Source organism: Borrelia recurrentis A1 (assembly GCF_000019705.1).
GTDB lineage: Bacteria > Spirochaetota > Spirochaetia > Borreliales > Borreliaceae > Borrelia > Borrelia duttonii.
The window spans coordinates 264,518-284,640 of record NC_011244.1 but is presented as its reverse complement, the minus strand read 5'-3'; the positions used below and the strand labels follow the sequence as shown (position 1 = coordinate 284,640).

The window sequence follows — 20,123 nt, the reverse complement described above, 5'->3', positions numbered from 1 at the left end:
TTAGTAGAATATGAAGAATTTTTATCGTTATTTTCAGTTTTTATTCTTTTTTATGTTGGCTGTTATACTATTTTCTCTTTTGGTGGCATTAACTCCTATAGGAAATATATTTATATTTTTTGTATTTAATCTTATAGGGCAGATGCTTCTTAATACTTTTTCATTTTTGTCGTTTTATTTAATACTCTATCCGCTTGTAAACTGGTATGTTTATTGTAATAATATGCTTAGCAAAAAATTTATATTTAATTGGAATTATACGGTTATTTTATTTTTTACTTTAACCTTTTGGTTAAGAATTAATTCTAATTTTGAGAGTTCTAATTTTGTTAATTGGTTCTTGAGTAATTTTGGCATTATAGTTGGGAATTTATTTGTTTGTCTTCTTTTTATTTTAGAACTTATTGTTTGGGTTTATTTAAATTATGTCTTTTTTAAAGATGCTAGTTTTATTTTAACTACCTTTCATTTTATAACATTTAAATTGAAAATTTTGTTTGAGAACATGTTTTCTTATTTGCCTTTTTTGAGTACTTTGAAGATTAAGAAAGATATTAAGGTTTATAAAGATTGTGAGAATAATGTAAGTTCAGATAGTATTTTGAATAAGGAAGATAATATTATTAATGATGAAGAGTATCAGGCTTTATGGTCTTTTAAGGAGTTTTTACGAAATTCTAATAAATCTTTAGATGTTGATTTGGATAAAACTATTTTTTCTAAATCTGAGGTAATGGATGATAAATTACCAAAAGATGAATCTTTGCAAGAAGTTCAATGTGATTTAAATACTGAGAATAATTGTCAATATAAAATTTTGAGAAGTGAATGTGAGGATAGTAGGTTAGTAGTTAGTGGAAAAATTAGGGCTAGTGATATAAGGCATAATGGAATAATAAATAATATTGTTAGAGATGAATATGAGAATGACACTTTATTTAAAGTTAAAAGTGATGAAAATTATTCAATAGATATTTCTGTTTTTGCTCAAAGGGAGCCTGAGAATGAAACTGAGGATGTTGAATATGAGAGAGAAATTCAAAAGCAAGCGATGCTTTTGCAAGAAACTTTTAGAGAATTTAATATTAATGCCAAACTTATTGATATTATTAGAGGTCCTGTTGTTACAATGTATGCTGTTCGTCCTGATAAAGGTATTAAGCTTTCCAAAATAACTTCTATATCTGATAATATTGCATTACGTCTTGCAGCAGTTAGAGTTAGAATTATTGCGCCAATCCCTGGTAAAGAAGCTGTTGGGATTGAAATACCTAATAAGAGACAAAAATTCATTTTGATGTCAGAGATAATAAATAGTCAAGAATTTCAAAATGATTTTAAAGTGCCTTTTGCACTTGGTAAAGAAATTAGTGGAAATAATGTTGTTTTTGATCTTGTGACTGCTCCCCATCTTTTAATAGCAGGTGCTACTGGTGCTGGAAAATCAGTTTGTGTAAATTCACTTATTGCTTCAATTATTTTTTCAAAATCTCCAGATGATGTTAGGCTTGTGTTAATAGATTCTAAAGTAGTTGAGCTTAAACTTTTTAATAATATTCCTCATTTATTAACTCCAGTTATTACTAATGTAAATAGAGCTTTGGAGGCTTTGCGTTGGTGTCTTGATGAGATGGAGAGAAGGTATGTTCTTCTTGATAATTTTTTTGTTAGGGATATTAATTCTTATAATAAGAAAATAGTGGAAGAAGGATTAAATGAAGTGCCGTTGCCTTATTTGATAATAATTATTGATGAATTTGCAGATTTAATTCTCTCTGCAAGAAAGGATTTAGAAAATTTGATTTCTAGGCTTGCAGCTATGGCTAGGGCTGTTGGAATGCATTTAGTTCTTGCTACTCAAAGACCATCTGTTGATGTTATTACTGGGGTAATAAAAGCCAATTTTCCCTCAAGAATTTCTTTTATGGTTGCTAGTTCTATGGATTCAAGAATAATTCTTGGAACATCAGGTGCTGAAAAACTTTTAGGAAAAGGTGATATGCTTTACGTTAGTCCTATAACACCTTTTCCACAACGCATTCAAGGTGGTTTTTTAACTGAAAAGGAAGTTTATAAGTTAGTTGAAGAGGTTAAAAAATTTGGTACACCAAATTATATTGATGATGAAATATTTATTGATAGTGTTGTTGAGTCTGATACTTTGGTGATAAATTCTTCAGATGAATCTATGTTTGAAGAAGCTCTTGAAATTGTTCGTTCTACTAAAAAAGCATCTGCGTCTTATCTTCAGAGGCGTTTAAAGATAGGATATAATAGAGCTGCACGAATTATTGAACTGATGGAAGAGATGGGATATATAGGTCCTGTGAATGGTTCAAAACCACGAGATGTTTTTATTTAAAGAGTTTCAATGTAAAAAAAGGACATTCACCATGAATATCCTGATTTTATTATTTACCAATTTTTTGTTTTAGTTTTCTTACTTTTTTTGCTTGTTTTCTTTTGAATGCTTTTTCTTTTTTAACACGAATAGTAGATGGCTTTTCATAATATTCTCTTCTTTTCCATTCTCTGATGATTGCTTCTTTTTCAATCATTCTTTTAAAACGTTTCAATGCTTTTTCCAATCCTTCATTTTTGTCCACATTGACAGTTACCAAAAAATCACCCCCTTTTTTTTACTCTATCTTTTTAGTGTTATTGATTATTTGATTTTTGTCAATAAGCATTTCTTCTAAGAAAAAATCTGGATTTACTGCAATTCCATTAATTCTAATTTCAAAGTGTAGATGAGGACCTGTTGATATTCCCGTATTTCCGACATTACCGATGTATTCTCCTGTATTTACTATTGTATTTTCTTTAACTCCAAATTTTGATAGGTGTAGATAAATTGTAAATACTCCTGGTAAATGTTGAATGATAATGGTTTTGCCAGTGATTTCTCTGTCTCTTGCAAATACTACTTTTCCTCTACCAGCTGCGAAAATAGGTGTTTTTTCTTTTTTAAATGGCGCGTAATCTTTTCCGTTATGTATTTTTTGGCTTGATATTTTTTGATTGTCTTGCATATAAATTCTTTGGTCTCCATAAGGACTAGTTATTTGATATTTATCTTTTATTGGATGGAGAAATGTATCATAATGATAAATTGTTGTATCACCTATACTTCCAATGATATTCCATAATGTTAGAGCTTGTTTTTTTGCTTTAGGTGATTGTTGACTTTTGATAAGTTTAGATTTGCTTTTATTAAGTTTGACAGTTGTTTTTTTGAATGTGAATTTTTTGATTTCAATTTCCTTTATGTATTGTTTATTTTCAAACTCTATTTGAATTTTTCTTTTTCCTTCTTTGATCATTGGTGTGATTCCTATTAAAGCTATATAGTAGTCTTTATTACTTATATTACACTTAAAAGGCGATGCACTTAAAATGGGTTTTTGATTTGTTGATAAGAGAGATAATTTTTTAAAGTTTTTATTGCTTATAAAATAGATGTTTCCCCCTTGAAAGGTCTCTTTTTTATAGTATATTTTTGTAATGTCGTTATTTTTTGCATTAACTTTAAATAATCCTATTATAAATATAAATGCAAGTGTAAATATAAATAAAAGTTTTTTGATGTTGTGCACTAATTTTTTCTCTTGTTTATATCAATAATTTTTAAAATTTTATCATTTTGATTGTAAATATCTTCACTGATTGTGAATATTATGTCTATATTTTGACCATCTTTGATACCAAGTTCTTGAATAGTTTGAGTGCCATTAAAGTAAATTGCTTTATAATAATCTATATTATTAATGATTTTCATGCTTATGTGTTTTGAAGTTCCATTTTTATCAATTGTTCTGATGTCCTGAATGCATACATTTTCCATCATTAAAATAAATTCTCTAAAATCATGTCCATATGGTTCAAACAAATCTATTGTTTTGATAAGTTCTGTTTTACTTAAATCTTGAGGTATTATAGCATCAATTAGTATTGAATCTTCTTGTAATTCTTTATATTCTATCTTTTTAAGAGCATTTTCAAGTTCTCTTATAAATTCGTTTAGTACATTTTCATACAATGTAAATCCAGCAGCAGCTTTGTGTCCTCCAGAATTTATTATTAGATGTTTTGGGATCATTGAAATTAGTTCTTTGGAATTTACTTTATTATTTGATCTAATAGATCCTTTAATTATATCTGATTGTTTAGTAAGAAAGACAGCGACTTTTTTATAATAGGATGAGAGTCTTGTTGCCATTCTAGAACTAATTCCTTTTGGAGTATTTTTGTCATAGCATACTATGAATTTATCATTCTTAAAAATGGTATTTTCATTATGAGTATTCCAAGATATATCTTCTTTATATTTTCTTAAAGTGTTTATATTTTTGATTTCCTTAAATTTATTTTCTATTTTATTAGTATCTTGACTTAATAAAAATCGTATTGTAATGTCTGCTTTTTCAAGTCTTCCTGTTGAATTTAATATTGGTGCAATTTTAAATGCAATATCTGTTGAAGTGATTATTGGTTTTGTTAATATATTGACTTCTTTTAATAGATAATTTATAGATATATTTTCTCTTAATGCTATTTCTTTAAGTCCTTCTTTTACAGCTATTCGATTTTCATCAATAATTGGCATATTATCAGCTATGGTTCCTATTGCAACAAATTTAAGCCTTTTAAGGCAATTTTGCAGTAAATTTTTGTTTGTTTCAAATATTATGTTATAGAACATATAGTACAGTTTTTCATAAATATTAATTTTTCTATATTTGAAATATTTAGTAATTTGCATAAGTTCTTTTAGTGTTTTGTTGGCATGTTTGGGATATTTTTTTATAAAATTTTCATTAATATCAATGATTTCTATATCTATTTTTTGTTTAAAAAATTCATTTAAAAGTTGAGCTTGTTCAATTTTATTAAATACAATTATGTGTTTATTTTGTGAAAATTCTTCTATTTGATTAATATTAATTTGTAAATCGTTATTATTGTCTAGAGTTATATGCTTTTTTAAAATGTAATTGTTAATTTCTATTGCATGAAGTTTGATATTGTTTTCGAATTTTTCTAAAAACATAAATATTAAGTCTTTGTTATAAAAATTGGTAGTAGAAAGATATAATGCAAGACATGCTTTGAAACTTACATAACATCCAGCTATTTCTTTAAATGGATAAAGATCACCTTTTAAATGGGGATCTATGATAATATTTTCTGTGTCGATTTCTTTGTTTGGAAGGTGATGATCTGTAATTATTACTTCTATATTTTTTGATCTTGCATAATTTATTTCTTCAATGTTAGAAATTCCACAATCAACAGTGATTATTAGTGTTATTTTGTCGTCAAATGCCTTATCAATAACTTCTTTTGTAAGCCCATAAAATTCTCCATTAGATGGTATTTTATAAGTTACATTAATACCAAAATCTTTAAGAGTTTCATACATTATTATTGTTGCTGTGATTCCATCAGCGTCTTTATCTCCAAAGATTAATACATTTTCTTTTTCTAAAATGGCTTCATTTATTCTATAAATAAATTTATCTATATTTTTTAAAAAAAATGGGTTGTGCATTAAATTGACACTGCTTTCTAAGAAAAATAAGAAATCTTCTTCTTTAATTTCTCTGCTAAGTAGTAGTCTTGCTTCAAAAAGACTGATATTATATTTTTTTTTAATGTTAACTATATTTTCTTCTGCAATATCAATTTCTTTTTTTTTTTTCCAGATTTTCATTTCTTGTTCCAATTTGCTTTCTTTAGAGTAGTATTTGCTCAAATTCTCTATTTAGTTTGTTTTTAATCATAAATGTTAGAAGTTCTTTTGTTCTGTTAGTTAATTTTGCATTTAAAGTTGTGTTTATATTTGTTTGAGTTGTGTTTTCTAAGTACTTAAAACTTTCTGTATTAATGTACTGATTTTTATTATTGGAACATTTGATGCAATTAAAACCATAAATGTGTGTGTCGTAATAATAATTTTCTTTTATTTGTTTATTACATTGAAAACATAAGTTTGATAAATATAAAAGTCCTTTGATTATTAAAAATCTTATTTTGTACTGCAAGTCAATTAATTGTGTTTTTCCTAAGCTTGAATTATTTAGCATTTCTGTAGCTTCGTTAAATAGTTTGAAGCATTCTCCTTCATCAAAACTTAAATTAATAAGCTTGATCCATAGTTTAATAATTGTTAGTTTTTCGTATGTTAAGTCTTGAACAATAAATTCTTCATCATTAACTTCTATTATTTTGCATAAGTTGTTTTTTTTTACTATTTCAAAATTGGCTTTTACTAAGTTATTTATATTTAACTTAAACTTTTCTATGGTGTAATCATGAATTATTGTATGAATGATTCCTTTTGAATGAAATAGGTTTAATAATGAATAATTTTTTTTATGATATAGATTTGTTATTATAGCATTGATTTTGTTAAACAGCATTATACATTATTGTATAATAAAAAAATTCATTATTAAATGAATTCTCATAAAAATTTTCTTTTGTTATAATGAAATCTAGGGAGATTGAATACTTTATGGAAGAAATAAAAGATACTGTTTCTAAGGAAAAGAAGCGTTCAAAGAACTCTGGAGGCATTTTGCCACATTTTGATAAACCCGTAAGAGTACCTTTAATTGCTGTTCCATCACATCCTGTATTTCCAAGTATGTTTATTCCAATTGTTATAGTTTCTGATATTGATATGAAGGCTGTTGATTATGTTATTAAAGGTAATGGAATTATTTCTTTATTTGTTTTGCGTGATAAATTTTTAGAAAAATCAGGGAATAATAAGGATGGTAAATTAACTATTAATTATCAGAAGGATATTTATTCTGTTGGTGTTACTGCTAAAATAGTAAAAAAGATTAATCTTCCTGATGGTGGATATAATATTTTTGTTTCCACTATTGATAGAGTTAAATTTGTTAAAGTTGTTCTTAATGAGGATTTTCCAATAATTGAAGTTGATTATTTAAAGCAAATTCCAATTAAAAAGTATGATGTTAATTTAAAAGCAATTTATAGTAGTATTTTACTTAAAACTAAAGAAATATTCTCACATAGGAAAATGCCCGAATTTCAGTTAAATATGGTGAATATTGAAGATAAGGGTAGATTATGTGATGTTGTTGCAGGAATGATAGCGTCTTCAAAGGAATCTCATCAAGAGGTGCTTGAAACATTAAGTGTTAAGGATAGGCTTAAAAAGGTTTTAGAATTGCTTTATGAAGAATTAAACCTGATTGAGATTCAAAATAAAATTGCTAAAGGTATTCAAGAAAAATTAGAAAAACAGCAAAAAGAGTTCTTTTTAAAGGAACAACTTAAAGCTATTAAGACTGAACTTGGTGTTGGAGATGAGAAGAATAGTGAATTTTTAAAAATGAAATCTAAAATAGATGCTTTAGCTTTAAAAGGAGAAGCTTTAGATGCGGTTGGAAGGGAGCTTGAGAAGTTTTCATTTCTTGAGAGACATTCGTCTGAGTATATTGTAGTTAGGAATTATCTTGAACTTATTACAAATCTTCCTTGGGAAGATACCAAGGTTGATTTTGATAAATTTAATTTGCAAAGCGCAGAAAAAATTTTAGATAAAACTCATTATGGCATGAGGGAGGTTAAAGATAGAATTATTGAATATATTTCTGTCCTTAAATTAAGAAAATCTCAAAAAGGGGCTATTATGCTTTTAGTTGGTCCACCTGGGGTTGGTAAAACCTCGATAGGAGCAGCTATTGCTGAAGTTCTTAATACGAAATTTTTTAGATTTTCTGTAGGTGGTATAAGAGATGAATCAGAAATTAAAGGACATAGAAGAACTTATGTAGGAGCATTACCTGGAAAAATTATTCAAGGACTCAGAATTACAAAAACAAATTCGCCTGTTTTTTTAATAGATGAAATTGATAAGGTATCGTCTTCTCATTATGGAGATCCGTTTTCAGTTCTTCTTGAGGTTTTAGATCCCGAACAAAATGTTAATTTTAGAGATCATTATCTTGATTTGCCTTTTGATATTTCTAATGTATTTTTTATTTTAACGGCCAATTCTCTTGAAACAATACCTACACCTTTATTAAATAGGATGGAGGTAATTCAACTCTCAGGATATGTTGATGATGAAAAAATAGAGATAGCAAGAAAATATTTGATACCAAAGGTCTTAAAGGAAAATGGTGTTGATAAAGATTCCTTAAAATTTCAAAGTTCATCTCTTGTTCAGATAGCTAGAGAATATGCTAGAGATAATGGACTGAGAAATTTTGAGAAATATTTAAAACAAATTGTTCGAAAAATTGCAAGAAAGCTTGTTGAAGATAAATCTGTCAAAGCATATCAGATTTCTAAGGAAAATTTGGAAGAGTATATTGGCATTCCTGTATTTAGAAAAGAAAAATTTTTAGATAAAGCTATGTCTCCAGGTATGGTAATGGGTCTTGCATGGACCAATTATGGTGGGTCAACTTTGATTATTGAGACTGTAAAGACTGAATCTAAATCTCCTGGTATTAAGTTGACAGGTAGGCTTGGAGATGTTATGAAAGAATCTGCAAATATTGCGTTTACTTATGTCAATAGTATTAGTAATGAACTTAAAGTGCATAAGTCCTTTTTTGAAAAATACATGATACATTTGCATATTCCAGAAGGTGCTACTCCAAAAGATGGGCCTTCTGCTGGAATTACTATTGCTAGTGCTTTTATATCTCTGGCTCTTAATAAGACTGTAAGACCCAATTTGGCTATGACAGGAGAGTTATCATTAACAGGTAATGTAATGGCTATTGGTGGATTGAAAGCCAAAATAATTGCTGCTAAGAGAAATGGTGTTGAGCACATTATTATTCCTAAAGCAAATAAAGTAGATCTTGATGATATTCCTATTAATATTAAAAATGGTATAAATTTTCATCTTGTAGATAGTATGAAAGAAGTAATTAAATTGTTATTTTGATTTTATAAAGTTTTAAGTTTAATTTGTGTTTTAATGTTTTTGAGATATATTACTTATAATCTTTATACTTTTATTGTACTTATTGTTTTAACAGTTGGTTTAAATATATAAATTAATAATGGAAGTAGTGTTAATGATGCAATAGATGTTGTTAACATAGTAAAAGCTATTATTGCTCCAAGTGTTGCAATTATTTTGTAAGTTGAAAATATTAATGTTAAGAATCCTATTCCTACCGATATTGAGTTTGCAAATATTCCATTAAATACGTTAGGAATTGATTCAAGTAAAGCATTTTTATAGTCCTTAGTTACTTGATAGTTTAATATAAATGCATTAAAGAAGTGAATAGAATAATCTACACCTATGCCCATACTAACAGAGGCAATTGTTGCTGTTGCAGGATTTAATGTTATTCCAAAAAGTTTCATTACTGCAAAATTTAAAAATACCGACCATGCTACTGGAATTGCAATGATAATCCCAGTTTTTATTGATTTAAAGAATATTATTAGTAATATTGCTATTGCACTAAGTGTTGTAATAATATTTGTGATTTGTTCTCTTACCATAGTTTGTGATATAGGTATTTTGTCATAAGCACCTGAAAAATGGTATTCATGTCCTGGCATATATTTATCAATCACATTGCTTGCATAGTCTGCAAATTGTTTAATTTCTTCAGTTGAATTTTGATCAGTTCTTATAATGATTGATATTTGCGACCAATCATTATTGATATACATATTAGTCATATTTTTAATGGAATTGCTTCTGCTAATTAATAGTATTAGCTTGTTTAATACAGCTTGATTTTCAGGTAATCTGTATTCTTTGGGATTTTCTTTTTTAAATTTAAAATTCATAAGTCTTATAATGCCATTTATTGAATTGGATTGTGTTTTATAACTGAATTTATCAATATTATCTGTAATTAAATCCAAATTTTTCATTTTTTGTTCATTTTTAAATTCACCTGGGGTGCCATTAATTTCAATTTTAATTACTGAGGTTCCTCCTATTTCTTTTTGCATCAAGTTAAGTGTTTGTTTGACACTTGTATTTTCTTTAAAATAATCTTTTTCATCGAAATTAATTTCTATTTTAAAAAGTCCTATAATTGAGCTCAGTAAAATTATTACGGTTATAATGAATGAAATGTATTTGTTATTTAATATCCATTTTGTAATTATTTGGTTTATTAGCGAAAGCTTTTCAAGAAAAGTATGAGTGTTTTTTTTGTTATTATGTTTAAATGGTGTTTTAACTAATATTCCAGGTAGTACTAATAAGGACATAAACATTGCAATAATGACACCCAGTGACATAAAAATTCCCATTGTTCTATATGCTTGAATAGATGAAGTGATTAGCGATAAAAAGCCAAAAGCTGTTGTGAGAGAAGTTAAAATTATTGGTGTTTTGAGTGTTTTAATTGTAGTTATGATGGCTATTTCGGTTAAGGGTTTATTTTTATTAATTTGTTTTAATACTCCATTTATTATATGTACAGCATTAGCACATCCAATTGAAATTAGTAGGACTATCATTGTTGTTTCTGGGACAGTAATTGGAGACATAAAAAGACTTTTAATTCCAAAAGTCCAAATTAAAGCACATATTGCAATGAGTACGGGAATTATTGCTCCTAGTATATTTTTTACAATAAGATAGAGTGATACAATGACTACGATTGCAGCAAATGGTCCTAACAATTTAAAGTCATCAGCCATATAATTGAGTATTTTTTCTCTTACTACAAGATCTCCTGTTAAGTAAAGTTTTAGAGTATCAGTTTCATGTCTTTTAATTGTGTCTTCCATTGCTTCAAGTTCGTTTTTTAAGCTTTGACTAAAGTTTGTCTTAGTATCTGTTGTTGATATTATTATAAAGTATATTAAAGTTTCATCATCATTTAGAAATAGCTTTTTAATAAATGGTGTTGCGTTAATTTTATTTTTTATGTTGATTATATCTTCATCTGTGTATACATCTTTTTTTAGTTGTGGGAAGTAAGTAAATATGCTCGTAACGGAGTTGGGTGTTACTTTTAAAATATTGACTATATCATTTGCTACTTCATTAATTTTTCTAAAAGTTTCTTTATTGAAAATATTTTTTTTGTCTTTAAACATTACTATTGTTGATAATAGAGAACTACTTTTGTCTATGTCTAGAGTTTGTTCAATTTGTGCATTTTTTGGTATGAGTTTTAAGATGTTGGAGTCAAATTTTATATCTTTTAAGAAAAATCCTAAAATAATTGTTATTAGTGTGAATGTTGTTAATATGAAAACTTTATGTTTAATACCTAGAGTCGCTAGATCCATTTTTGCCTCGTTATTTTGCTACTATATTTACAAGTTTGTCTTTAACTGTAATAATTTTTATTATTTGTTTATTGTTTATATTTTGTATAATTTTTTGATTATTAAAAGCAATCTTTTTAAGAGTTTTCTCATCAGTGTCTTTTTTTATCATAATTTTGTCTTTTGTTTTACCATTAACCTGTAGTACAATTTCTCTTGTATCATCAATAATTGAATTTAAATCATATTTTGGCCATTTTGCATTTTTAAATATACTGGATTGTTCGCCCATGAATTCCCATAATTCTTCTCCTAAATGTGGTGCAAATGGTGATAAGATAATGCTTATAGGTCTAAATATTTTTAAGTAATTTTTTTCATGTTTTAGAAGTTCGTTTATGAATATCATTAATGTTGAAATTGCGGTATTAAAATTTAAAGTTTCTATATCTTCTGTAACTTTTTTTATTGTTTTATGCAGTTCCGATATTATTTCTTTTGGAGGTGTTTCGTTAGTAAGTTCTTTGTTCTTGATGAGCCATATTTTGTTTAAAAATCTAAAAATTCCAATGAGTCCTTGTGTATTCCATGGTTTTGAGTCGGTTAAAGGTCCCATAAACATTTCATATATTCTCATTGAATCTGCACCGTATTCTTTAATGATGTCATCCGGATTTATTATATTTTTAAGTGATTTGGACATTTTTGCTATTATTTGTTTTAGTTCTTTATTATTTTTTTTTGAAAAAAATTTGTTGTCTTTTTTTTCCACTTCATCATTGGGAATTAAAATACCATTTTCGTCTTGATATGCAAATGATGTTATCATTCCTTGATTTATAAGTTTTCTAAAGGGTTCTTTTATATTAACATATCCTAAATCATAAAGAACTTTATGCCAAAATCTTGCGTATAATAAGTGTAGCACTGAATGTTCAGCGCCTCCAATATAAAGATCAACTGGCATCCAATAATTGATTTTTTCTTTATTTGCAAATTCTTTTTCGTTATGAGGATCAAGGTAGCGTATATAGTACCAACATGAGCCTGCCCATTGGGGCATTGTGTTTGTTTCTCTTTTATATATTTTCCCGTTACGTTTAACATTTACCCAGTCTTTAATTTTTGAGAGAGGCGATTCTCCTGTGCCAGATGGTTTATAATTTTCTATATCTGGAAGTGTTAAGGGTAGTTCATCGTCGTTTAATGGTATTTCATTTAGGTTGTCATCAAATAAAATAGGAATAGGTTCTCCCCAGTATCTCTGTCTTGAGAAAATCCAGTCTCTAAGTTTATAATTAACTTTTTCTTGGCCCATTTTATTTTCTATAAGCCATTTTATTACTTTTGTTTTTACTTCTATAGTTTTGAGATTGTTAAATTCTGTAGGTGTGTTAATTGAAATACCATTTTCGGTAAATGGTTTTATTAATACTTCATTAGTTCCAGTTTGAGAGACCACTTGTTTGATAGGCAAATTATATTTTTTTGCAAATTCAAAATCTCGTTCATCGTGTGCAGGAACACTCATTACAGCTCCAGTTCCATAAGTGCCAAGTATATAACTTCCTATCCAAATTGGTATTTCCTCTTTAGTTATTGGATTAATAGCATATGCCCCTGTAAATATTCCTGTTTTATCTTTTTCAAGAGAAGTCCTCTCAAGATCGCTTTTAAGGATTTCTTTGTCTTTATATTTTGATATTATAGGTTTAAGTTCATCTTTCGTGATTTTATCTACCATAGGATGTTCTGGGGCAAGTACTAAATATGTTACTCCAAAAATTGTATCTGGTCTTGTTGTAAATACCTTTATTTTTTCTTTACTTTCCTTTATTAAGAATTCAATTTCAACTCCTGTTGATTTTCCAATCCAATTTTTTTGCATTTCTTTGACAGAGTCAGGCCAATCTACTTCTTCAAGATCTCTAATAAGTCTTTCTGCATATTTGGTGATTTTGAGTAGCCATTGTCTTAAAGGTTTTCTTTCTACTTTATGAAACCCCCGTTCTGATCTAGGTCCATCGGGTGTTTGAATTACTTCTTCATTTGCAAGCACTGTTCCAAGATCAGGACAATACCAGACAGGTATTTCTTTTGTGTAAGCCAAGCCTTTTTTATATAATTGAAGGAAGATCCATTGTGTCCATTTATAATAATTTACATCATGAGTTTTAATTTCTCTGTCCCAATCATATGCAAATCCTAATGCTTTAATTTGTTCTTTAAATTTTTCAATATTTTTTTCTGTTATTTTTTTAGGATGTTTTCCTGTTTGTATTGCATAATTTTCTGCAGGTAATCCAAAACTATCAAACCCCATTGGATGAAGTACATTAAATCCATTTAAAAGCTTATATCTTGTTAATATGTCAGTGGCCGTATAACCTTCAGGGTGTCCGACATGGAGTCCATTAGCTGAAGGATAAGGAAACATGTCAAGAATATAGATTCTTTTTTCTTTTGGAACATTTGGATCTTCGTTTACTTTATATGTTTTGTGTTTATCCCAATAATTTTGCCATTTTTTTTCTATTTTTTTAAAGTCATATTTAGACATTTATTCCTCAGTGCATAGCAACACTCTGCTAATATTGACGCAGCATATTTATGTTGTTATTTTAAAACTTTGTAGCCCTTAATTTGCTCCTAATAGATGCTGTGAACTGGACTTGAACCAGCATGGGCTTACGCCCACTAGCCCCTCAAGCTAGCGTGTATACCACTTCCACCACCACAGCGCATACATATTATATTTGCTATTCGAAAAGTTTGTCAACTTTTTTAGGTTTTTTCTTTTTTAGAATATATCTTAATAAGATCAGTATTATTATTATTATTATTATAAATATTATTAGTAAAATAAATCTTATTTTAGGGAATATTGTATTAAATGATTCTCCTATTTTAAAACTTAATGTGAAGTAGGTAGTAATTGATATCATTGCTGCAAAAAGGTCAATTATAAAAAAGTTACTACTATGCATGTTGCCCATTCCTGCAGATATAAATATTGCATTTCTAAATCCAAAAGGAATAAATCTGCCAAATAGTAAAGTCAAACTTCCATAGTGTTTATAGTAGTAATTTATTTTGTCTAGTAAGTTATTTGTTTTTGTTTTTTGCTTAAGGAATTTATTAGCTAAGAATCTACCTATATAAAATGAAATTATATCTCCAATATAAGCTCCCCAAAAAATTCCTAGAAATATTAATATTGTATATTCGTTTTTACGACTGGCAAGTATTCCACCCATTATTACTATTGCATCTTCAGAAATTGGGATGTTAAGGCCTGCAAGAATTAGTAATACAAAAAATACAATTGGTGCATAAGCAATATTTAGATCTATAAATTCTAATATTATGTACATAAATAACTCATTATTTTTGTTTTGTTTTGCAAGTTAAATATATGCTTGCTAAGATGAGATATAAACAGTAAATAATTATCAATGTTTTGCCTATTGTTAAATATATATCTGGTAATTTGATGAATATTATTAGTATTATTAATAAGGAGGTTATTATTGTTATAGGAAGCGTTATATATTTTAGTTCTTTTGTTTTTGATGGATAAATGAATTTAATTGGTACAAAACTAAATGCAATACACGATAATATTATGATAATGTTTGTGTTTTTGTTAATTTCAAATATTACATTGAAAATTATTAGAAAATTCCATAATGATGGAAAACCTCTAAAATAATCATCACTTGTTTTTGCATCTAATTGTGAAAATTGATATGCTGATGCAAGCAAAATTCCAATGCATATTATTATTTTATATTTCTCTTGTATAAAATTACTATAATAAAAGAATATTGTTGGAATGAATGTATAGTTTATATAGTCTACGATGTTGTCAAGGAGTTCTCCATTAATTGTTGGTATTACTTCTTTGATTTTTAACTTTCTTGCAAGTGTTCCATCAATTCCATCAATTAAAAGTCCCAAAATCGTAAGTTTTATCAAGAGATTATAATCTGTGTTTATTATTGCAATTATTGAATAAAAACCAACTATTAATCCAGAAGCCGTTAAAATATGTACTAACCAAGCTAAAATAAGATTTATTTTTATCAAAGCTTACTCCTTTACTAAAATAATTTTTTTACATTATCAAGATGTTCTTTAAATATGTTAATTGTATTTTGTATTGTTGATTTTAAGTTTAAGTCAACACCGGTAACTTTTAAAGAATCTAGGGGATATTTTGAGCCTCCTGTTTTTAAAAAGTCGATGTAATTCTTAGTTGCATCTTTTTTATTATTTTTTATATTTTTATATATTAAAAGAGCAGCTGTTATGCCTGTTGCATATTGATATACGTAAAATGGAGAGTAGAAATGTGGGATTCTAAGACATTCTAATGAGCTTTTTTGGTCAAACTTAAGACTTTTACCAAAATATTTTGTTAATAAATTCAAGTAAATTGATTTAATGGTTTCTTTTACTACTGGTTCATTTTTGTTGATCATTTCGTGAATTGTATATTCAAATTCTGCAAACATTGTTTGTCTAAAAAATGTTGCAAGTAAATCATCAATTTGATTTAGTTTAATATATTTTATTTTTTCAATGTCGTTTTCATTTTCAAGTAAATATTCTGCAAGGATTTGTTCATTTACTGTAGATGCTATTTCTGCTTCAAAAATGGAGTATTGATAGTGAGGGAATGGATTGTTTTTGATACTAAAGTATGAGTGCATTGAATGTCCTGCCTCATGAGCTAAGGTGAACATATCTCTTATAGATTCATCTTTATAGTTCATTAATATATAAGGCTTTCCATTATATGATCCTGCGCTAAATGCTCCTGCTCTTTTTCCCTTGTTTTCATATTTGTCAACCCAACGTTCTTCTAAAAGCCCTTTTCTTAATACATCAATATATTCGCTTCCTAATATTTCAAGTGATTTTAAAATTTTATCACAAGCTTCTTGAAAAGAATGCTTAAATTTAATGTTTTTTGTTAAAGGAACATAAACATCATAATGATTTAAATATTCTTGATTAAGTATTGTTTTCCTAAATTCATAATATTCATGAAGTACAGATAAATTTTCATTAACCGTTTCTATTAAGTTTGTATAAACTGTTTTATCAATGTTATTTTGAAAAAGCTTCATTGAGATAGTGTCTTGAAAATTTCTTGTTTTTGCTAAAAATTTATTTTTATTAATATCAGCAATTAAAAGATTGGCCAGTGTATTTTCATGTTTTTTATATTCTTGATAAAATTTTAAAAAAGCTTGTTTGCGTATTTCTTGATTTTCGTTTTGAAGAAATAGGGTGTAAGTGGAATTACTTAATAATTGCCCATTAATTTCTCCAAATTCCATGTCTGCATTTGTTAATGCTGAGAATATATCACTGTATGATGAGTAGAGAGATGTGTAATTGGCAAGTATTTTTTCTTCATTTTCGCTTAAGATATGTTGTTTTTCTCTTAAAATTTTTTCAATAGCTATTTTTTTATCTTTAAGTTCTTTGTCTTGAAGCCATTCTTTTATTTTTGTTGTTTCTATTTTTAAAATTTTTGGAATAAAGAATGATGTGATATTTGATGCTTCTGTTTCTAGATTAATGTTCATGGCACGAAGTTCATTTGAAGTTTGATTGCTTACGTCTGTTTCTAGTTGAATGTGTGTGTAATATATTGTTCTCTCTATTTCTTCTTCAATCTCGTAATAATAATTTATTGCTTCTTTAAATGTATTTAGGTCAAATTCTAAGGTTTCGTATTTTTTAAAATTTTGCAGTTTTGATCTTATTTGTTTAACAGTATTTTTATATTCTTCGTTGTCTTTAAATAAAGAAGATAAGTCCCATTTGTCATTTTCATTGATTTCATTTCTTTCTATCATTAAATTATCTCCATTGTTTAATATAAAACTTTATAAATTATCAATAATAACCATTTTAAATCTTTACTTATAATTTTACAATTAAGTTGGAGATTGTACTGGCTTTTAAAATTTAGTTTTTGGTCTTAATCTAAAAATTGCATTAAAAATTTTTTAAATTTATCAAATGCTATTCCTCTGTGAGATATTTTGTTTTTCTCTTCAAGATTTAATTCGCTTAGTCTTTTATTATTTGTAGTTAAAAATATTGGATTATATCCAAATCCATTTTTTTGATAATAATCAATATTTAGAGCAATTGTTCCTTTAAGCATGCCTTCAAAATTATTTATTGTTCCATCTACATCAATATAACTGATTACACATATAAAATATGCTGTTCTATTATTTTGTTCTCTCATTAAATCTATAATAAGATGATTTTTTTCATTGTTGTCCAATTTTTTTCCTAATTTATATTGATCATATCTTTTTGAATAAATACCAGGTTCCATATTTAGTGCTTCTATGCATAATCCAGAATCTTCACTAAAGACAGGTTGTTTGTTGTTTAAAATTTTAAATAAAGCTTTTGCTTTTAATAGTGAATTTTCTTTAAATGTTTTTCCTGTTTCTTTTATATCAAAATTTTGAGGAATCTCTATTTTTATTTTGGGTATATCTAAGATTTGTTTCACTTCGTTTATTTTATTTATATTGCTAGTTGCAAAGAATAATGTTTTCATTGTATATAATAGTAAATCATTTATGTATATTTTTGATATTTCTGTTACGTTTATAGAAATAATTTATAATTTAATTAAGAGAGTATTATACTTAAGGGTAAATTTTTTAATTTGATGGTATCATTGAATGTTCAACATTAAGTTAAATCTTATAAGTTTTTTATGTTTAAATTTTATTGATTGATGTTATGGTGAGGGTTTGTAATGAAAGATAAAAGAGGTTTTAGAATTTTATCATTTTTGAAAAAATTAGATAGGATCTTTTTTACAATTTTTAGTTCTTTTTTTAAATTTTTGAGTCATGTTTGTTCTTTTTTTAAACAAAATATTAGCTTTATGATTATTCCTCATGTTAGAGGGAATGTCAAGAATATAAAGATTTCTTTTTTTACTTTATTTTTATTTTGTGTATTTTTCTTTGTAATTTTTATAGGATTTATTTTTCTTGCTGTTAATTATGTTACTCTTAAATCTATTGTTAATTCTACTGAAAAAAATTATGCACTTGCAGAGTCTGAGATTGAGGATTTTAGAAATACAGTTGTGGAGATTAATTCTGTTTCTAATAATTTTTCTAAAGTTTTAGATGAACTTAGTTCTTCTTTAAGAATCAAGGAGAATAATGTTGGTTTGAATAGAAGTAAATTAGATGGAGATCTTGCAGATTTTATTGATTTACAAATGTTAGAAGCCAATTCGTTTAAGGAATTAAATGATCTTAAGAATGTTAAGAACACGATTGAGGGGTCAATTTCGCCTCTTAAGAATATAGTTAGATTGCTTCATTCTCAAAATAAATTATTGAATGATATTCCTTCGCTTTGGCCTATTATTAAAGGAAATGGTATTGTCTCGTTGCATTTTGGTCCAGCTATTGAGCCTTTTACTAGACAGTGGTATATTCATAAGGGAATAGATATTGCAGGGGTTAGGATTGGAACAGCCATTGTTGCGGCGGCTGATGGTGAGGTTGTAAGAGCTAGTTATCAAGTGACAGGTTATGGTAATTTTGTCCAAATTAAACATAAATATGGACTTTCAACGCTTTATGCACACATGTCTAGATTGAATATTTCAAAGGGTTCTTATGTGAGAAAGGGTCAAGTTATTGGTTTTTTGGGACAAACAGGATATTCTACAGGTCCACATCTTCATTATGAAGTTCGCATAGGATCTCAAGTTGTAAATCCTGATATGTATTTAAATTTGGCTACGGGAGCTTCTAAATAGATGTTAAATTTATTGGTTATTAAAAGAGATAGAAAGGTTGGATCGTCTTTATTGAGTGATGAAGTTAAGACAATTGTTGGGAAAGGCGATTTTTTTAAAGGAGAATTGGTTTCAAGTAATTTTATTCGAGTTGATGGTGATTTTTTGGGTACTATTAATTCTACTAAAAGGGTTGTAATTGGGGATACAGGGCGTGTTAAATCAAATATTAATGCAAATGAGGTTGTTGTTTCTGGGATAGTGTTTGGCAATGTGCATGCTAATAATAAAATTAAAGTTTTTCAGTCAGGTTGCATTATTGGTAATATTTCATGCAAGTCAATTGAAGTTGAAGAGGGTGCAATTATTGATGGATATATGAATGTTGGGATAGGAAGTCTTAATTTTTCCGAGAGAGATGTATTGATTTATACAGGATCTTATAAAGTTGATGAAAATATTTTGATTGAGGTTAATAAGGGAATGAAATGGGAAAATCGAAACAAGGAGACTTGTGTTCGTGAAAATGATAAATATTTATTTAATGATGTGAGAAAGATGGATGAAGATTGATAATTTAGTTTCAGGTGCTTTTAATCTTGATTTAAAAGACTATAAGGCTTCTAAGAAAAAAATTAATTCTAGTAAAACAAATATTTTTTCTGCAATATTTAAATCTGAACTTGTAAAAGAAGATAAACATTTGATTGTTTTTGAAAATGGTGAATTTAATCTTGAGTTAATTAAAGATATGTTAGCTGAAATTAACGATATTGGTGAAAAGTTGTTAAGCGAACCTTCGCGTCAGAATGTTATTTTTTATAAAAAAACTATAGGTGAATTTTTATCTGTTGTTTTATCCAATTCTATTTCGCTTAAAGAGCAAAAAGGAGGTAGGAATGGTGAATTTAAGAGACCTAAATACCGTATTATTAAAATTATTAATGAAAAGCTTGATAAATTTGCTTATTCTGTTTTGCAAAATCAGATTTCTCAATTTAAGCTTTTAAGCAGTCTTGAAGAAATTCAAGGATTGCTTGTAAATTTATTTAGATGACCCAAGTTT

15 protein-coding genes and 1 tRNA gene are annotated in these 20,123 nt (G+C 27.2%); 5 read left to right on the top strand and 11 right to left on the bottom strand.

From position 1 onward, the window contains the following. Window positions 1-10 precede the first annotated feature (10 nt). A complete protein-coding gene (locus BRE_RS01315; RefSeq protein ID WP_012538776.1) occupies window positions 11-2,362 on the top strand; it encodes a DNA translocase FtsK in 2,352 nt (783 codons plus the stop codon). 49 nt (window positions 2,363-2,411) lie between these two features. On the opposite strand, the gene rpsU is transcribed toward BRE_RS01315, so the two are convergent. Genes rpsU through BRE_RS01295 form a run of 4 tightly spaced genes read right to left on the bottom strand, consistent with a single transcriptional unit; the run spans window position 2,412 to window position 6,422 of the window. Further along, a complete protein-coding gene (gene rpsU / locus BRE_RS01310) occupies window positions 2,412-2,621 on the bottom strand; it encodes a 30S ribosomal protein S21 (protein ID WP_012422030.1) in 210 nt (69 codons plus the stop codon). Window positions 2,622-2,639: 18 nt separating this feature from the next. Continuing rightward, a complete protein-coding gene (locus BRE_RS01305; protein ID WP_012538775.1) occupies window positions 2,640-3,596 on the bottom strand; it encodes a M23 family metallopeptidase in 957 nt (318 codons plus the stop codon). Continuing rightward, window positions 3,596-5,713, bottom strand: coding sequence for a single-stranded-DNA-specific exonuclease RecJ (recJ, locus tag BRE_RS01300; RefSeq protein WP_041178183.1), 2,118 nt, complete (start codon window positions 5,711-5,713; stop codon window positions 3,596-3,598). The genes BRE_RS01305 and recJ overlap by 1 nt, the downstream gene beginning before the upstream one ends. Before the next feature lie 22 nt (window positions 5,714-5,735). After that, window positions 5,736-6,422, bottom strand: coding sequence for a hypothetical protein (locus tag BRE_RS01295; RefSeq protein ID WP_012538773.1), 687 nt, complete (start codon window positions 6,420-6,422; stop codon window positions 5,736-5,738). 68 nt (window positions 6,423-6,490) lie between these two features. Here BRE_RS01295 and lon point away from each other — a divergent pair, with 68 nt between their 5' ends. Beyond that, the gene (gene lon / locus BRE_RS01290; RefSeq protein WP_012538772.1) at window positions 6,491-8,941 is read left to right on the top strand and encodes an endopeptidase La; all 2,451 of its coding nucleotides are present in this window, start codon (window positions 6,491-6,493) and stop codon (window positions 8,939-8,941) included. Between the two features lie 62 nt (window positions 8,942-9,003). On the opposite strand, the gene BRE_RS01285 is transcribed toward lon, so the two are convergent. The 7 genes from BRE_RS01285 to rdgB form a co-directional block, all read right to left on the bottom strand. Further along, the gene (locus tag BRE_RS01285) at window positions 9,004-11,271 is read right to left on the bottom strand and encodes an efflux RND transporter permease subunit (RefSeq protein ID WP_012538771.1); all 2,268 of its coding nucleotides are present in this window, start codon (window positions 11,269-11,271) and stop codon (window positions 9,004-9,006) included. Between the two features lie 10 nt (window positions 11,272-11,281). Beyond that, complete coding sequence (gene leuS, locus BRE_RS01280; RefSeq protein WP_012538770.1) at window positions 11,282-13,810, bottom strand: leucine--tRNA ligase; 2,529 nt, start codon at window positions 13,808-13,810, stop codon at window positions 11,282-11,284. A 97-nt stretch (window positions 13,811-13,907) separates the two neighbouring features. Next, window positions 13,908-13,991: transfer RNA gene (locus BRE_RS01275), tRNA-Leu, on the bottom strand. Between the two features lie 18 nt (window positions 13,992-14,009). Further along, on the bottom strand, window positions 14,010-14,624 hold the full coding sequence (locus BRE_RS01270) for a DedA family protein (RefSeq protein WP_012538769.1): 615 nt from the start codon (window positions 14,622-14,624) through the stop codon (window positions 14,010-14,012). A gap of 10 nt (window positions 14,625-14,634) precedes the next feature. Beyond that, entirely contained in the window at window positions 14,635-15,339 is a 705-nt protein-coding gene (pcsA, locus tag BRE_RS01265; protein ID WP_012538768.1) for a phosphatidylcholine synthase, read from the bottom strand. A gap of 14 nt (window positions 15,340-15,353) precedes the next feature. Next, window positions 15,354-17,123: an oligoendopeptidase F gene (gene pepF / locus BRE_RS01260; protein WP_012538767.1), complete on the bottom strand. Its 1,770-nt coding sequence runs from the start codon at window positions 17,121-17,123 to the stop codon at window positions 15,354-15,356. Between the two features lie 125 nt (window positions 17,124-17,248). Beyond that, window positions 17,249-17,848, bottom strand: coding sequence for an RdgB/HAM1 family non-canonical purine NTP pyrophosphatase (rdgB, locus tag BRE_RS01255; protein ID WP_012538766.1), 600 nt, complete (start codon window positions 17,846-17,848; stop codon window positions 17,249-17,251). Between the two features lie 204 nt (window positions 17,849-18,052). Between rdgB and BRE_RS01250 the strand changes: the two genes are divergently transcribed. From BRE_RS01250 to BRE_RS01240, 3 genes are read left to right on the top strand one after another with little or no spacing between them, the layout of a single operon-like run. Further along, window positions 18,053-19,078 carry a M23 family metallopeptidase gene (locus tag BRE_RS01250; protein WP_012538765.1) on the top strand — a complete coding sequence of 342 codons (1,026 nt, stop codon included), beginning with the start codon at window positions 18,053-18,055 and terminating at the stop codon, window positions 19,076-19,078. Next, complete coding sequence (locus tag BRE_RS01245; protein ID WP_012538764.1) at window positions 19,079-19,630, top strand: bactofilin family protein; 552 nt, start codon at window positions 19,079-19,081, stop codon at window positions 19,628-19,630. After that, window positions 19,620-20,114, top strand: coding sequence for a YaaR family protein (locus BRE_RS01240; protein ID WP_012538010.1), 495 nt, complete (start codon window positions 19,620-19,622; stop codon window positions 20,112-20,114). The genes BRE_RS01245 and BRE_RS01240 overlap by 11 nt, the downstream gene beginning before the upstream one ends. Window positions 20,115-20,123: the final 9 nt, after the last annotated feature.

Coding starts and splice junctions, on each gene's coding strand:
- BRE_RS01270 (WP_012538769.1), bottom strand. CDS start 14,624: ATGTACATAATATTAGAATTTATAGATCTAAATATTGCTTATGCACCA.
- leuS (WP_012538770.1), bottom strand. CDS start 13,810: ATGTCTAAATATGACTTTAAAAAAATAGAAAAAAAATGGCAAAATTAT.
- BRE_RS01315 (WP_012538776.1), top strand. CDS start 11: ATGAAGAATTTTTATCGTTATTTTCAGTTTTTATTCTTTTTTATGTTG.
- recJ (WP_041178183.1), bottom strand. CDS start 5,713: ATGAAAATCTGGAAAAAAAAAAAAGAAATTGATATTGCAGAAGAAAAT.
- BRE_RS01295 (WP_012538773.1), bottom strand. CDS start 6,422: ATGCTGTTTAACAAAATCAATGCTATAATAACAAATCTATATCATAAA.
- rdgB (WP_012538766.1), bottom strand. CDS start 17,848: ATGAAAACATTATTCTTTGCAACTAGCAATATAAATAAAATAAACGAA.
- BRE_RS01250 (WP_012538765.1), top strand. CDS start 18,053: ATGAAAGATAAAAGAGGTTTTAGAATTTTATCATTTTTGAAAAAATTA.
- pepF (WP_012538767.1), bottom strand. CDS start 17,123: ATGATAGAAAGAAATGAAATCAATGAAAATGACAAATGGGACTTATCT.
- BRE_RS01285 (WP_012538771.1), bottom strand. CDS start 11,271: ATGGATCTAGCGACTCTAGGTATTAAACATAAAGTTTTCATATTAACA.
- BRE_RS01245 (WP_012538764.1), top strand. CDS start 19,079: ATGTTAAATTTATTGGTTATTAAAAGAGATAGAAAGGTTGGATCGTCT.
- lon (WP_012538772.1), top strand. CDS start 6,491: ATGAAATCTAGGGAGATTGAATACTTTATGGAAGAAATAAAAGATACT.
- BRE_RS01240 (WP_012538010.1), top strand. CDS start 19,620: ATGAAGATTGATAATTTAGTTTCAGGTGCTTTTAATCTTGATTTAAAA.